The organism is Magnetospirillum fulvum (assembly GCF_900108475.1).
Taxonomy (GTDB): domain Bacteria; phylum Pseudomonadota; class Alphaproteobacteria; order Rhodospirillales; family Magnetospirillaceae; genus Phaeospirillum; species Phaeospirillum fulvum_A.
On sequence record NZ_FNWO01000005.1, the window covers coordinates 51,678 to 65,774 of the forward strand.

11 protein-coding genes are annotated in these 14,097 nt (G+C 66.1%); 5 read left to right on the top strand and 6 right to left on the bottom strand.

The genetic code is table 11. The annotated features are described in order from the left end of the window. Window positions 1-130: 130 nt before the first annotated feature. From BLW40_RS07085 to BLW40_RS07095, 3 genes are all read left to right on the top strand, one after another. Window positions 131-922, top strand: a complete 792-nt coding sequence (locus BLW40_RS07085) for a CHAP domain-containing protein (RefSeq protein WP_244511089.1) — start codon at window positions 131-133, stop codon at window positions 920-922. A gap of 247 nt (window positions 923-1,169) precedes the next feature. Next, complete coding sequence (locus tag BLW40_RS07090) at window positions 1,170-1,799, top strand: LuxR C-terminal-related transcriptional regulator (protein ID WP_074766967.1); 630 nt, start codon at window positions 1,170-1,172, stop codon at window positions 1,797-1,799. Window positions 1,800-1,872: 73 nt separating this feature from the next. Next, the gene (locus BLW40_RS07095; protein ID WP_074766969.1) at window positions 1,873-2,448 is read left to right on the top strand and encodes a cytochrome b/b6 domain-containing protein; all 576 of its coding nucleotides are present in this window, start codon (window positions 1,873-1,875) and stop codon (window positions 2,446-2,448) included. A 501-nt stretch (window positions 2,449-2,949) separates the two neighbouring features. Here BLW40_RS07095 and folP read toward each other — a convergent pair. From folP to tilS, 3 genes are read right to left on the bottom strand one after another with little or no spacing between them, the layout of a single operon-like run. Then, entirely contained in the window at window positions 2,950-4,116 is a 1,167-nt protein-coding gene (gene folP, locus BLW40_RS07100) for a dihydropteroate synthase (protein WP_074766971.1), read from the bottom strand. A 4-nt stretch (window positions 4,117-4,120) separates the two neighbouring features. Then, the gene (gene ftsH, locus BLW40_RS07105; RefSeq protein ID WP_483099576.1) at window positions 4,121-5,986 is read right to left on the bottom strand and encodes an ATP-dependent zinc metalloprotease FtsH; all 1,866 of its coding nucleotides are present in this window, start codon (window positions 5,984-5,986) and stop codon (window positions 4,121-4,123) included. 50 nt (window positions 5,987-6,036) lie between these two features. Further along, a complete protein-coding gene (tilS, locus tag BLW40_RS07110) occupies window positions 6,037-7,440 on the bottom strand; it encodes a tRNA lysidine(34) synthetase TilS (RefSeq protein WP_074766975.1) in 1,404 nt (467 codons plus the stop codon). A gap of 94 nt (window positions 7,441-7,534) precedes the next feature. Between tilS and BLW40_RS07115 the strand changes: the two genes are divergently transcribed. Further along, complete coding sequence (locus BLW40_RS07115; protein WP_074766977.1) at window positions 7,535-8,368, top strand: AsmA family protein; 834 nt, start codon at window positions 7,535-7,537, stop codon at window positions 8,366-8,368. Between the two features lie 57 nt (window positions 8,369-8,425). On the opposite strand, the gene BLW40_RS07120 is transcribed toward BLW40_RS07115, so the two are convergent. From BLW40_RS07120 to BLW40_RS07130, 3 genes are all read right to left on the bottom strand, one after another. Beyond that, window positions 8,426-10,495, bottom strand: a complete 2,070-nt coding sequence (locus BLW40_RS07120; RefSeq protein ID WP_074766979.1) for a protein kinase family protein — start codon at window positions 10,493-10,495, stop codon at window positions 8,426-8,428. A gap of 63 nt (window positions 10,496-10,558) precedes the next feature. Further along, window positions 10,559-11,848, bottom strand: coding sequence for an adenylosuccinate synthase (locus BLW40_RS07125; protein ID WP_074766981.1), 1,290 nt, complete (start codon window positions 11,846-11,848; stop codon window positions 10,559-10,561). Between the two features lie 16 nt (window positions 11,849-11,864). Continuing rightward, window positions 11,865-13,004 carry an ATP phosphoribosyltransferase regulatory subunit gene (locus BLW40_RS07130; protein ID WP_074766983.1) on the bottom strand — a complete coding sequence of 380 codons (1,140 nt, stop codon included), beginning with the start codon at window positions 13,002-13,004 and terminating at the stop codon, window positions 11,865-11,867. Window positions 13,005-13,227: 223 nt separating this feature from the next. On the opposite strand from BLW40_RS07130, the gene thiD reads away from it, so the two are divergent. Then, complete coding sequence (thiD, locus tag BLW40_RS07135) at window positions 13,228-14,034, top strand: bifunctional hydroxymethylpyrimidine kinase/phosphomethylpyrimidine kinase (RefSeq protein ID WP_074766985.1); 807 nt, start codon at window positions 13,228-13,230, stop codon at window positions 14,032-14,034. Window positions 14,035-14,097: the final 63 nt, after the last annotated feature.

Genomic DNA, 14,097 nt, shown 5'->3' on the forward strand with positions numbered 1-14,097 from the left:
GAAAACTGTTGCCATCGGCTTTTCGGATAGACACAATCGGACAAGCCAATAACCGGAGGGGAGGGTACCGGTGCGGACTGTGACCATTCTGCCAGCCACTTTTGCAATCGTGGCGACGATGGCCTTGGCGATGCCTTTCGAGGCAAACGCCGCGATGCAATGCGTGACCTATGCCCGCGATGTCAGCGGTCTCCAACTGAAGGGCGATGCCTGGAAGTGGTGGGAAGCTGCGGCCGGCGTCTATGACCGTGGCCATCGCCCGCGTGAGGGTGCCGTTCTGGTGTTCAAGCGCCAGGGAAAAATGTCGCACGGGCATGTCTCCGTTGTTCGCCAGATGAAAAACAGCCGCGAGCTTCTGGTCGATCATGCCAATTGGGCGCCGCATCGCAGCCCCGGACGCGGCAAGGTGACCCAGGCCGTCCCGGTAATCGACGTCTCTCCCAACAACGACTGGTCCCAGGTCCGCGTGTTCTATCGCCCGGTCGGCGAATTGGGCACCCGAGTCTATCAGACCCAGGGCTTTGTCTACCGTTCCGGCCCGGCCACGCCCCATCGTGGCGGCATGATGGCCCAACCGGCCTCGGCGACGAGCAGCCGTGCCGAGGCCGCGCCCCTGCACCAGACCGTCGCGCTGGCTGACATCGCCACCACTCCGGCGCTGATGCGGGTCGAGGCCATTCCGGCCCAGCCCAAGGCCGAACCACCTGCCGCCGCTCCGGTCAAAGCGCCCGAGCCCGCGCCCGTCGTCGCGGCCCCGGCCAGGGTTCCCGAACCGGTTCATCCCGCCCCGGCTCCGATCAAGGCTCCCGAGCCCGTCCAGGTCATCGCCGCCCCGGCGCCGATGCCCGCCCCGGCGCCGGTTCAGAGCCGCCCCGCCGACGCCGGTCGGGTTGATGTCTCGCGCTGGGCCGAGCAGGCCTGATCGACCGACACGGACGCAAACAAACCGCACCGATCCGTTTCACCTGAACCGGGGGATGGGCACCCGCCCTCCCCCGGTTTCGTTGCCTGCGGCCCGATTTAAAGCGCGGCCGATGACAAAAAGGTGATATATCCGGCGGTTCCCCCGTCTCCCGACCGCTTTGACCCTTTGAGAAATACGGGTTTGGCGTTATCAATACGGCCCAATAGGGTAGGGAAAGTACGACCCGCGGGAGATAGTGTTGTCCATGCCTGGTCCTCAAAGCCGACCGATCGCCGTTGTCATTGCCGAGAAAAACCCGCTGCTGCAAAGCAGTCTGGTCAAATTGCTGGGGAGTGATGAGCGATTTTCCATCGCAGGCGTCGCCAATGACGGGCAACGATTCCTCGAATTGCTCGACAAGACCGCGTTCCGTGTCGGCGTCATCGGCTGGGAAATGCCGGTGGTCGATGGTCGCGGCGTGCTGCAATCCTTGCGCGGTCGCAGCGACGCGCCCCGTCTGATCGTCTATACCGGCAGCGCCAATCCCGACGTACCGCGTCAGGCGATGACGTTGGGTGCCGCCGGTTTCTGTTCCAAGCGCGAACCTCCCGAACAATTGGTCGATACCATTCTGGCGGTGGCGACCGGACGGATGGTGTTTCCGTTCATCGACGTTGCCAGCTTGGCCAGCGACCCGCTGGCCGGCCTGACCCCGCGCGAGCGGGAATTGCTGGCCGCCCTGGCCGGTGGCCTGACCAACCAACAGATGGCGACCCAGCTCGACATCTCCCTCAATACCGTCAAATTCCACCTGAAAAACCTCTACGACAAGCTTGCGGTCGGCAACCGCGCCCAGGCCGTCGCTTTCTTCCTCAAAGGGCGCGAGCCGCGCTGACCCCGGTCGGCCGGGGGGCCGACCGCGTCGTTCCGGTTATCTCGGGTGGTATTCTGCCAATGGAGACACACCGATGACCTATGACAAGACAACCCGAACCCTGCACCGCTTCCTGGCGGCGGGAATCATTTTGCAAATCCTGCTTAGTCTGGTGATGAGCCATCCCAAGCCCGGCTATTCGGGCAACTGGCTGTTCACCCTTCACGCCTGGGCCGGCCTCGCCGTCGGCGTGTTGATGGTGGTGCATTGGGTCAAGTCGCTGCCGAAATACCGCGAGACCCCGCATTACCTGTTCCCGTGGACGACAAAGGCCGGAATCGACGCCGTAATCGCCGACGCCCGCCTGTACCTCCAGGCCGCCAAAGAGCGCAAGATCCCCGAATCCGAGGTTCCCACCCCGCTCCCCGGCGCGATTCAGGGGATTGGCCTGATCGTCGTCAGCGCGCTGGCCTTTACCGGCTTCATTATGTTCTTCAGCTTTTCTCCGACCGGCGAAATCGGAGCGTTGGGCTGGCTGGCCAAGCAGATCCATGAACTGCTCGCCTCGGTACTGTGGACGTTCCTGATCGTCCATGTCGGTGCCGCGGTGCTGCACCAGATCTATGGACAGCCGCTGATCACTCAGATGTTCCGCCACAAGGAAGACTGAGCCTCCCGAAATCGGGAAACGGCATGAAGCGCGGGCGATTTCGCCCGCGCTTTTTTATGGGCTGACTGTTCTAGTCTCCCGTGAAAAAGTCCCTCGCTGTCGCTCGGTGTACTTTTCCCGTTGGATTAAAAGGAGAAAAATGGGCTAGGGGCGGCCCAGCGCCCATTTTTCGTGTTGTCTGTTTCACCAGCCTCCGAAGCCGTGGGCGTCGCCCATCGGCCTCGGAGGGAACCAAATCCATCCCCGCGCGGAAAGCTTGATTGAGCACGGGGATTCTTTTTGAACCGGGGAAAAGTACACTGAGGCCAAAGGCCGAAGGACTTTTTCACGACCGACGTTCTAACATCCCAACCCTCGATCTGCCGGTGATCGGGCTATCGCCCGAACCCATCTGGAGCGGTGCTCCAGACCACCTTCAGTCTCCGGAATCATTAGGAGGGAATCCTCCAAGCCGGGCCGGGGCGGCAGCCCCGCAAGGGTGAGTCTTTATGACCGGAGGTCTCAGGCTCCGGCCCGCATCGCCTGCCAGATCCGCACCGCCTGAACCGTTTCGGCGACATCGTGGACGCGCAGAATCTGCATTCCGGCATCGAGACCGGCCAGATTGGCGGCCAGTGTGCCGGGCAGACGCTGGCGCGGCGGCTCGCCCTGGCTCAGATGGCTAACGAAGCTCTTGCGCGACACGCCCAGCAGAACCGGGCAGCCAAAGCGATGCAGCAGGGCCAGCGACCCCAGAATCTGGGCGTTGTGGATCGCGGTCTTGCCAAAGCCGATCCCGGGATCGACGCAGAGGCGGGCACGGTCGATCCCGGCCCGTTCCGCCGCCGCAATCCGCTCCTCCAACTGGTCGAGCATATCGAGCGGGGCACAGGCGTAGCGGGGATCGGCCTGCATCGTGCGGGGATCGTCGCCCAGCATGTGCATCAGACAGACCGCAGCGCCGCTGGCGGCGGCGGTGGCGAGCGATTGGGGATCGCCCGCCAGTCCGGTGACGTCGTTGATGATCCGGGCCCCGGCGGCGACAGTGGCCTCCATCACCCGGGCGTGACGGGTATCGATCGAGACGACGATGCCGCGTTCGGCCAGGGCACGGACCACCGGCACCACCCGGCGCTCCTCTTCCTCGGGCGAGACCGGATCGGCGCCGGGTCGGGTGGATTCGCCGCCGACATCAATGATCGTCGCACCGGCCTCGACCAGAGCCAGGGCGCGGGCGATCGCCGGTTCGGTGCCAAACGCCTCGCCCCCGTCGGAAAAGCTGTCGGGGGTGACGTTGACGATCCCCATCACCACCGGGGCATCCATCGCGACGCCGCCCCAGGCGGGACGGCGGCGGCCGATGCGGTGAAGGCTGTCCGAGACGTAGCGGCACAGATCGGGATGCTCGCGTTCGGCCCAATTCACCAATTCGGCAAAGGGCGCGACCGCCAGATCGGCCCCACCTTCGGGACGGCGCAGGATCGCGGCGACGGCGGTAAAGGCCAGGGCTCCGTCGCCGATCGGCCAGCCGTGACCGGCGATCACGGCGGCGGCGGCCTGCTCGCCTCCGACGATGGCGGTGGGGAGAAGATAGAGCGAGCGGGCGAGATCGACCCCCTCCAGCGCGAAGCCCCGCGGAAGAGCGGGGCTTCGGTGGAAGGCGGATGCGACCGTAGCGACGGCCGCCACCGGATCAGGCCCGCGGCTCGGGCTCGGGGCCAAAGCCCCGCCCGGAGGTCGGACCCGTGCTCGGCACCGACGAGCGACGCGGCACGTCGCGCGGGTGATATTCGGTGCCGTCGGGACGGATGATCGGATCGCCCTTGATCAGGGTGTCGATATCATCCTTCGACAGGGTCTCGTACTCAAGCAGGCCGCGAGCGATCGTCTCGAGATCGGCCCGGTACTTGGCCAAGATGTCGCGAGCGGTATTCTCACCCTCCTCGACAAAGCGGCGGACTTCGGAATCGATCAGGGTCGCGGTGGTCTCCGAGATGTTCTTGGTCTGGGTGACCGAGTGGCCGAGGAAGATTTCTTCCTGGTTCTCGTTATAGCGAAGCGGCCCGAGCTTTTCCGAGAAGCCGTATTCGGTCACCAGCTTGCGGGCAAGCTCGGTGGCGCGCTGGATGTCGTTCGAAGCCCCGGTGGTCACCGCATCGAGACCGAAGATCATTTCCTCGGCAACACGGCCGCCGAAGAACGAGGCGATCATCGACTTGATCTGGCGCAGCGACAGCGAATAGCGGTCGCGTTCCGGCAAGGACATCGTCAGACCCAACGCCCGACCGCGCGGGATGATGGTGACCTTGTGCAGCGGCTCGTGCCCCAGCACATGCATCATCACCAAAGCGTGACCGGCTTCGTGATAGGCGGTGAGCTTCTTCTCGTCCTCGCTCATCACCATCGAGCGGCGCTCGGCCCCCATCATCACCTTGTCCTTGGCGGATTCGAAATCGGCCATGCCGACCACCCGCTTCCCAGAGCGGGCGGCGAGCAAAGCCGCCTCGTTGACGAGGTTGGCGAGATCGGCACCGGAGAACCCAGGGGTGCCACGGGCGATGATCCGGGCATCGACGTCGGGCGACAGCGGAACCTTGCGCATATGGACGCGAATGATCTTCTCGCGCCCGGCGATATCCGGATTGGGCACCACGACCTGACGGTCGAAGCGGCCGGGACGCAGCAAAGCGGGATCGAGCACGTCGGGGCGGTTGGTCGCGGCGATCAGGATCACGCCTTCGTTGGATTCAAAGCCGTCCATCTCGACCAGCAACTGGTTGAGGGTCTGCTCGCGCTCGTCATTGCCACCGCCGAGACCGGCGCCGCGATGACGACCGACCGCGTCGATTTCGTCGATAAAGATGATGCAGGGCGCGTTCTTCTTTCCCTGTTCGAACATGTCGCGGACGCGCGACGCGCCGACACCGACGAACATCTCGACGAAATCCGAACCCGAGATGGTGAAGAACGGCACGTTGGCTTCACCGGCGATGGCGCGGGCCAGCAGGGTCTTACCGGTGCCGGGCGGCCCGACCAGCAGGCAGCCCTTGGGAATCTTGCCGCCCAGGCGCTGGAACTTCTGCGGGTCTTTCAGGAATTCGACGATCTCCTCAAGCTCCTGCTTGGCCTCGTCGATTCCGGCGACATCCTCGAAGGTGACCCGACCGGTCTTCTCGGTCAGCAGACGGGCGCGGCTCTTGCCAAATCCCATCGCCTTACCGCCGCCCGACTGCATCTGGCGCATGAAGAAAATCCACACCGCAACCAGCAACAGCATCGGGAACCAGGAGACCAGAAGGCTCCACACCGTCGGCGTGTTCTCGGCCGGGGGCTGCGCGGTGATCCGCACGTTCTGGGCCCGCAGCTTATCGACCACCTGGGAATTGTCCGGCAGATAGGTCGCGAAGGTCCGACCGTCGCCATAATGACCGTTCAAGGTGTTGCCCTGAATGGTAACGTCGGCGACGCTGCCGCGCTCGACATCGGTGAGGAAGTCGGAGAACGAGACCTGTCCGGTCCCGCGCGGGGGCGAGGATGCCTGGAAGAGGTTGAAGAGCATCACCAGCAGCACGGCGATGATGACCCACAACGCCAGGTTCTTGCTGAAATTCAAGGTTGGGTCCTTCCTGGTTTGGCGCGACCGACGCCGGAAGCCGGATCGCACGCCGAAGACATCCCCCAGGATATGGGGTTAGAACCGAACGGCACAAGCCTAAGCCCCGCCCCGGTCAGGCAGAGGGCCGGGGCCGGTTCCAATCGGCACGGAGCCTCCCGCGCGCCTGTCCGGTTATAGACGAGGTGGGGCACCGCGAAAACACCCTGCTGATCGAATAGAGCGGGAATTGTCGCCCGCGCGCAAGAGGGTATATGCTTCAATCGTGCTATCTCGGAAAAATTGCGGCCAGGCGATGCCCCCAACGCGCCGAGACAAAGACCGGCGGGGGCATCGGTGGCGAGACGAATCAGGAAACGGCGGTCCCACGTCATCTCACAGCCGGGGACCAGCGCGACCGGGGCCGCCACCCGCGCCGGTTCGCGGCAGAAGACCCACCCCCCGTCGGGCGCGGGAACGATCCGACAGCCCGCCAGGGTCAGCCCACCCACGCCACCCCCAGCCAGGGCACGGGCCAGTCGCTCCAGCCGGTGATGCCGGGGCGGCAGAGCTTCGCCACCGACGACGGCGAGCAGTCGGGCCAGCAGCCGCAACACAACCTCGTCGGACAGGGTGGCGAACGCCCCCGCCGCCAGCCGGGCGAACCCGGCGGGATGCAACTCGACCAGCCGCACCGCCGCCCGTGCCACCTCACGCTCCAACATAGCCCGCGCCCGCCCCAGCCGCGCCGCCGTCGCCGCCAGTCGGGCCGGGCTCAGTCCCTCGGCGGTCAGGGTCGGGGCAAGCTGGCGCATCCGCACCCGGGCGTAGGCCGGATCGGCGTTGGACGGATCATCGACCCAGGGTTGACCGCGTTTGATCAGGGTCGCCCGCAGCCGGGCGCGGGGGATGTCGAGCAGGGGACGCAAAATCTGCCCCCACCGGGTCGGTCTCTGGGGAGACATTGCCGCCAGACCGTCGAGACCCGAGCCGCGTCCCAGTCGCAGCAGCAGCGTTTCGGCCTGATCCTCGCGGTGATGCGCCAGCAGAAGGTGAAGAATGCCCGCCTCGGCGCAAGAACGGCCGAGCAGATCGTGCCGCGCCGCCCGCGCTTGCGCCTGGATGTCGGCGGCGGGCCGGTCGCCCTCGCGGACCAGAACCCGATGCTCGATCCCGCGCGCCGCCAGCCAGTGGCCGACCTGGGCCGCTTCGGCCGCCGAATCCGGCCGCAGCCGGTGATCGACGGTGAGAGCGACCGCCCGACCGCCCCGCGCCGCCGTCCATTCGGCGGCCAGCAGGGTCAGGGCGAGGCTGTCCGGCCCGCCTGAAACGGCCACCGCAACGCGCGGCTGGGGCTCGAACGGCCCCAACGGATGCATCAATGCGGCAAAATCGCGGTCGGAGAGGGCCCAATCGTCCATCGCCTCAGCATAGCGGCCCCGAACCGCGATGTCTCGACAAGCGGGCGAGTCTGGCGGAGACTGTTCGCCTTTCCATCAAGCACGAGGAACCCTCATGCGCAAGCTCATCATCGGCGCCAGCGTCCTGCTGGCGGTGATCCTCGGCGGGGTCTTCTACCTGTTCTCGTCAATCGACGACATCGTCAAAACGGTGATCGAACGGGTCGGAACCCAGGTTACCGGGGTCAAGGTCTCGGTCGGGTCGGTGGCGATCCGCCTGTCCGAAGGCAAGGCCGCGATCAAGGGCCTGACGGTCGCCAACCCGCCCGGCTTTTCCTCCAATCCGGCGATCAAGTTCGGCGAAATCGGGGTCGTCCTTGACACCGCCTCGCTGAACAGCAACCCGATCGTCATCAAGGAAATCCTGGTCGCCACCCCGGGCGTGGCGCTCGAAATCCTGCCGACCGGCGGCACCAATCTCGACGCTTTGCGCCGCAACATCGCGGGAGCGGACCAAGCCAAACCGGCGGCCGGGGCCGACCAACCCGTCCAGAGCGAGGCCGCCAAGACCGAAGCCGCCAAGACCCAACCCGCCAAGGGATCGGACAAGAAGGTCGTGATCGACCGTCTGGCGATGACCGGGGGTCAGGTCGATCTGGCCGTCAACGGACTCCCCAGCGTTCCCGGCGTTCCCAACACGGCGGCAACCGCCAAGATCGGCGATATCGTGCTGACCGATATCGGTCGTGCCGAAGGCGGTGCCACTGCTGTTCAGGTCGGTCAGAAGGTGCTCGACGCCCTGATTGCCGGGGCGATCAAATCCTCGGGCAATTCCGACGGTCTGCTCGGCGATATCGGCGACAAGATCAAGGACGCGGTTTCCGGCGACAAGCTGAAGGCGCTTCCCGGTCAGACCGGCGATGCGATCAAGGGCCTGTTCGGAAAGTAAAATTCAATTGGTTCGGGTGGCGTCGGACGATCCTCGGATCTCCGGCGCCCTCCCCGGTCAGAAGACCGCCATGACGACGACGATCGTCGCCACCACCATCGCAATCACGATTCCGGTCACCGCCGCCGTCTGACGCCCGATCTTTTCGGCCTCGACGACATGTTCCTCCGCTTCGGCCTGGATGCGGCGGACCTCTTCTTCGGCGGCGTGGTACTGCGCCTGCGCCCACTGGAACTCTTTTTCGTCCTTGGCCCATTCCTCGCGGTTTTCGAGTAGGTTGTACATCTCGACAATCGAGCCCTTGCGGACCAGACGAGGGATTTCCTTCTCGAGTTCCTTGCGCTTGTCGCGGCCGTGATAGGCCTCGATCACCGGCTTTAGCGATACCGCCATCCATCCGGCCAGACCGGGCAGGGATTCCGGCCCCAGCCGGTATTGCAGCACCGCGTACAGATTGAGAACGGCCATCAGCATCACGGATTCGTTGGGATCGCTGAACAGGTTCAGATTGCGGTCGATGTCCGAGCGCATCCGCGCACCGAGAAAGGCGGCGATATGGCGGTCGATCGGGGCCTGCTTGCTCTCGCCACGCCGGGACGCGGCCAGATTGAGCGCGGGGAGCAGTTCCTTGACATCGACGACGTAATCCTCGCCGATCAGGGAGCTTTGCAGCGGCAGGGAATCGTTCATCTCGTACAGGCAGCGTTCGAGACCGAACCCCATCCCGGTCTGGGTCAGATAGCCGCGCAATTCGCGGAAGTTCGATTCCATCAAGGAATTGTCGGGCTGATAATCCTCGCCGCGCAGTTCGAACCACAGCTTGGGCACTTCGCGGACGATCATCTCGGTCAGCAGGCGGGTGTCGCCCCGGCTGGCCACCACCGCCGCCAGCGCCGAGCCGAAACCGTCCGGCATCGCATAAAAGCCCTTGTAGCGGATCGGTGCCGATTTATCGAGCGCGATCAAGACCTTGCACAGCATCAGGTCGGTGGCGCTTTTTTTGTCGGTCGTGGTGTTGAGCGCGAGACGGACGATTTCGGCGACGACCGTCGCCTTGTCCTTGTCCTCGACGGCGCGGCGCAGCCACAGTTCCAGCTTGCCTTCGATCACCGGCGGGATCGCCTGATCCCAATTCTTCGCCATCGCCTGCGACAATTCGCGGCAATTGTAATATTCCTTGCCCATGAAGGGGAAACCGCGCGCGGCCCGCTTTTCGCCGCGTGGCTGCAACGGCGACATCCGCCGCCCCGACATCCACAGGTCGAGATCCTCGGCGCTCCAACGCTGGTCGCCATCGTCGCACAGCAGACCGCGCAGCAATTCGATCAGCGCCATCGGCAGCCGTTCGTCGCCGATCAGGGTGTTGTAGCTGCCCAACTGGATCTTGGCGCTCAAGATCGCCTCGTCGGACATATTGGCGACCGGATTGCGTCCCATCAGCAGGATCGCGACGGTCACCCCCAGCGAATAGAGGTCGTCGGCATAGGTGCCGCTGCCGCGCGCGATCGGGTTGCACATCCCGGATTCGATCGTCTCGAACAGCACCGGCTGATCGAAGCCGGGCGGCGCGGCGACGCAATCGCCAAAGGCCAGCCGTTCGCCATTGGCATCCATCGCGAACAGGTTGGTCGGGCGGACGGCGCGATGGGTGATCCCGCGCGAGGTCAGTTCGCGGATCGCCCCCGACAGTGGCTCGATCACCTTCTTGGCGATGACGTATTCGTCGAAGCGCTTCACCTCGCCGCGCAGCGAGGTCATGATCCGCCGCCCGGCCGGGCGTTCATAGACCACCGTCATGCAGCGACGGCCGACGGGGGGCCAGTTCATCGCCCCCCATTCGACCAGTTGCTGCATTCCCGGCGAGGAAACCCCTTTGAGCGCCCGCATCACGGTGACGCGGGGCGGCAATTCGGGCTTGCAGATCAGGGCGTACATCGGCCGGTTGGGATCGCGCTTATCCTCGGCGGCAAACGCGTCCGCCGAGGGAGTCGACAAGTCAACCAGAGGCTGAGTCGTGCGGATCAGAAAGCGATCGCGCAACAACCCAGGTGGGCCAGCCGGTCGGATTTCCTCGGCCTGAAGGGCCGGATCTTCGCCGACATCGACGTCCTCTTCGGCTTCCGCCATCGCCCCCACCCGATTGTCATCGGCTCCTTATAGCACTTTATGGAGGGATGGCTCACCCGGCAATCAGGTCGAGAAGGGATCCTGGACCAGGATGGTGTCCTCGCGCTCGGGGCTGGTCGAGAGCAGCGCCACCGGAGCCTCGATCAATTCCTCGATCCGGCGGATGTATTTGATCGCGCTGGCGGGCAGATCCTTCCACGACCGGGCACCACGGGTGCTTTCGCTCCAGCCCGGCAGGGTCTCGTAGATCGGCTCGACCAGCGGCTGTTCGGCCATCGAGGCCGGCAGATGACGCAGCACCTTGTCGCCCAGGCGATAGCCGATGCAGATCTTCAGTTCTTCGAACCCGTCCAGCACGTCGAGCTTGGTCAGCGCGATACCGTCGATGCCGCCGACCTTGACCGCCTGACGGACCAGCACCGCATCGAACCAGCCGCAGCGGCGACGACGCCCGGTGACGGTGCCGAATTCGTGGCCGCGATCGCCGATCCGTTCGCCGATCGGGTCGAACAATTCGGTCGGGAACGGCCCGGCCCCGACGCGGGTGGTGTAGGCCTTGCAGATGCCCAGCACATAGCCGACCTGCCCCGGACCGACGCCCGAGCCGGTTCCGGCATTGCCCGACACCGTCGAGGACGAGGTGACGAAGGGATAGGTGCCGTGATCGACGTCGAGCATCGCGCCCTGGGCACCTTCGAACAGCACCCGCTTGCGGGTGTGGCGCAGCTCGTCGAGACGCTGCCACACCACGTCGGCGAACGGCAGGATGCGCGGCGCGACCGCCAGCAGCTTTTCCAGCAGATCCTGACCGTCGATCTCGGGCGCGCCCAGCCCGCGCAACAGCGCGTTGTGGTGGCGCAGCAGCCCCTCGATCCGGGCTTCCAGCGTGGCGCGGCAATTCAGGTCGCAGACGCGGATGGCGCGGCGGCCAACCCGGTCCTCATAGGCGGGGCCGATGCCGCGCCCGGTGGTGCCGATCTTGGCCGCGCCGCTCGCTTCCTCGCGGGCACGGTCGATCTGGGCGTGCAGCGGCAGGATCAGACAGGCGTTCTCGGCGATCTTCAGCACGTCGGGGGTAATCGTGACGCCCTGGGCGGAAAGACGTTCGATTTCGTCGAGCAGCGCCCACGGGTCGATCACGACGCCATTGCCGATCAGGCTGAGCTTGCCCCGGACCACGCCCGACGGCAGCAGCGACAGCTTGTAGGTGACGCCGTTGATGACCAGGGTATGCCCGGCATTATGGCCGCCCTGGAACCGCACCACCACGTCGGCACGCTCGGACAACCAGTCGACGACCTTGCCCTTGCCCTCGTCGCCCCACTGGGCGCCGACTACTGCGACGTTCGCCATTCTTGTCCCTGCCTTGCTAAAGTACGTCGATAAGTCCGTCCGGGCCGAGGCGATGGCCACAGCCCAAACGGTGCGCTTCGGCCGCCGCGTCGGCGCCGTCGTCCAACCCGGCGACGGTCACCCATCCCTGGTCATGCAAATCCCTGATCCGCGCCCGCGCCGTGCCCGCCGGGACGAACACCCGTCCGGGAGCGCGGGGAGCGGGCAGCGTCGCCAGCACCGAATCCATGAACAGGGTCGCCCCCACTGCGGGTTCGATCCCCCCGGCGAGATAGCGGCCACCCCGGCCCAGCTCGGCCCCGAGATTGCGGGCATACAGCGTAAAGCCGACGCCGGAATGATACTCGAACCCCCGATTTTCGACCGGATCGACGGTCAAGGGCAGATCGGGCAGAGCGGCGCGGACACGCGCGACGAACCCGGCCAGCCGTTCGCGCTCGGCGGCGGCGGCGGGCGGCAAGGCCAGCGCCTGCAACGCGGCCAGGGCACGGTCGGCGGGACCGGCGGCGGCGATCAGCGATTGAAGCAGCCCGGCGGCGGCACCGCCGATTTCGGCGACCGTCGCGGAATCCTTGTGGTCGAGGGCGGCGCGCAGGCTGTCGGCCACCTCGCCCTCCAGCCCCAGCTCGGCAAACAAAGCGGGCACCAGGGTCGGCAGCGACAGATCGACGGTGACCCCCTCGACCCCCAACTCGGCCAAGGCAGACCCGATCAGGACCAGCACCTCGGCATCGGCGGCGGCGGCGTCCGAGCCGATCAGTTCGATCCCGGCCTGGGCGAACTGGCGGTCGGCGCGCAACTGGCTGCCTTTGACCCGCAACACCTGCCCGGCATAGGACAGGCGCAGCGGACGGGGTGCCCCGGCCAGACGGGTGGTGGCGATGCGGGCGACCTGCGGCGTCATGTCGGCGCGCAGGCCCATGATCTTCTGGCTCTGCGGGTCCATCACCCGGAAGGTCTGGGCGGCGGCGGCGGCGGCGGGGCCGTCGAGCAGGCTTTCCTCGAATTCGATCAGCGGCGGCTTGACCCGGTCATAGCCCTGGGCGGCGAACAGGCGCATCAGCCGTTCGACCACGCCCGCCTCGTGGGCGGCGTCGGGAGACAACATGTCACGCAAGCCGGCGGGCAGCAGGGCCCGGTGGGCAAAATCAGTCATCGGCGGTGTCGCAACCTGGAACAGGGGCAGCCGGGCAGGGCCGCCCGGTCACCCGACGGTCGGGTAATAGCGGATGTACCGCGTTTGCCCCGGCGCGGCAAACGGAAATGCGGCGGCGGCGGCAAATCCGCTCTCTGGGGCGTGGGGCGGTGTCTGGTCAAGGGGGCGGAAATGAAGTACCCAGGACGGGATACTTCTTTATAGACCGAGCGGAGGGCGGACGATGACAGAGTCCCAGAGCGGGCGGGTGCTGATCGTCGCCGGATCGGATTCCGGCGGGGGAGCAGGGATTCAGGCCGACCTGAAGACCGTCACCTGCCTGGGCGGCTATGGTGCCAGCGCCATCACCGCGCTGACGGCGCAGAACACGATGGGCGTCTTCGCGGTCGAAGCGGTGCCGCCCGCCTTCGTCCGCCGTCAGATTGATCTGGTGATCGACGATATCGGCGCCGATTGCATCAAGACCGGGATGCTGGCCTCGGCCGAGATCATCGCGGCGGTCGCGGACTCGCTCGCCCGCATCCCCGACGTGCCGCTGGTGCTCGATCCGGTGATGGTGGCCAAGGGCGGCGCGGCCCTGCTCGACCCGGCGGCGGTCGATACCCTGATCCTCCGCCTGCTGCCGCGCGCCCATCTGCTGACCCCCAATCTGCCCGAGGCCGAGGCGTTGCTGGGCCGCCCGATCCCCGACAAGGCGGCGATGGAGAGTGCCGCCCGCGATCTGCTCCGCTTCGGCTCGCACGCGGTTCTGCTAAAGGGCGGCCATCTCGACGGCGACGAATTGATCGACCTGCTGGCCGATGCCGACGGGGTGCGGGTGTTTTCCGGGCGGCGGCTGCCGGGGACATCGACCCACGGCACCGGCTGTACCCTGGCCTCGGCGATCGCCACCGGACTGGCCCAGGGGATGAATCTGGTCGCGGCGGTCGAGCGCGGCCGCGCCTATGTCCGCCGCGCCATCGAGACCGCCCCCGGCCTCGGCCATGGCCATGGCCCGCTCAACCACGGCCACACCGTGGCGGCGTTTTAGAGTTCGTTCGGGGTTAAGGGGAAACAGCTCGCCCGTCGTGGCCGGGCTTGACCCGGCCACCCA

Excerpts from the sequence above, each read along its gene's own strand:
- BLW40_RS07085 (WP_244511089.1), top strand. The coding sequence starts at position 131 with ATGCCTTTCGAGGCAAACGCCGCGATGCAATGCGTGACCTATGCCCGC.
- BLW40_RS07090 (WP_074766967.1), top strand. The coding sequence starts at position 1,170 with ATGCCTGGTCCTCAAAGCCGACCGATCGCCGTTGTCATTGCCGAGAAA.
- BLW40_RS07095 (WP_074766969.1), top strand. The coding sequence starts at position 1,873 with ATGACCTATGACAAGACAACCCGAACCCTGCACCGCTTCCTGGCGGCG.
- ftsH (WP_483099576.1), bottom strand. The coding sequence starts at position 5,986 with ATGCTCTTCAACCTCTTCCAGGCATCCTCGCCCCCGCGCGGGACCGGA.
- tilS (WP_074766975.1), bottom strand. The coding sequence starts at position 7,440 with ATGGACGATTGGGCCCTCTCCGACCGCGATTTTGCCGCATTGATGCAT.
- BLW40_RS07115 (WP_074766977.1), top strand. The coding sequence starts at position 7,535 with ATGCGCAAGCTCATCATCGGCGCCAGCGTCCTGCTGGCGGTGATCCTC.
- BLW40_RS07120 (WP_074766979.1), bottom strand. The coding sequence starts at position 10,495 with ATGGCGGAAGCCGAAGAGGACGTCGATGTCGGCGAAGATCCGGCCCTT.
- BLW40_RS07125 (WP_074766981.1), bottom strand. The coding sequence starts at position 11,848 with ATGGCGAACGTCGCAGTAGTCGGCGCCCAGTGGGGCGACGAGGGCAAG.
- BLW40_RS07130 (WP_074766983.1), bottom strand. The coding sequence starts at position 13,004 with ATGACTGATTTTGCCCACCGGGCCCTGCTGCCCGCCGGCTTGCGTGAC.
- thiD (WP_074766985.1), top strand. The coding sequence starts at position 13,228 with ATGACAGAGTCCCAGAGCGGGCGGGTGCTGATCGTCGCCGGATCGGAT.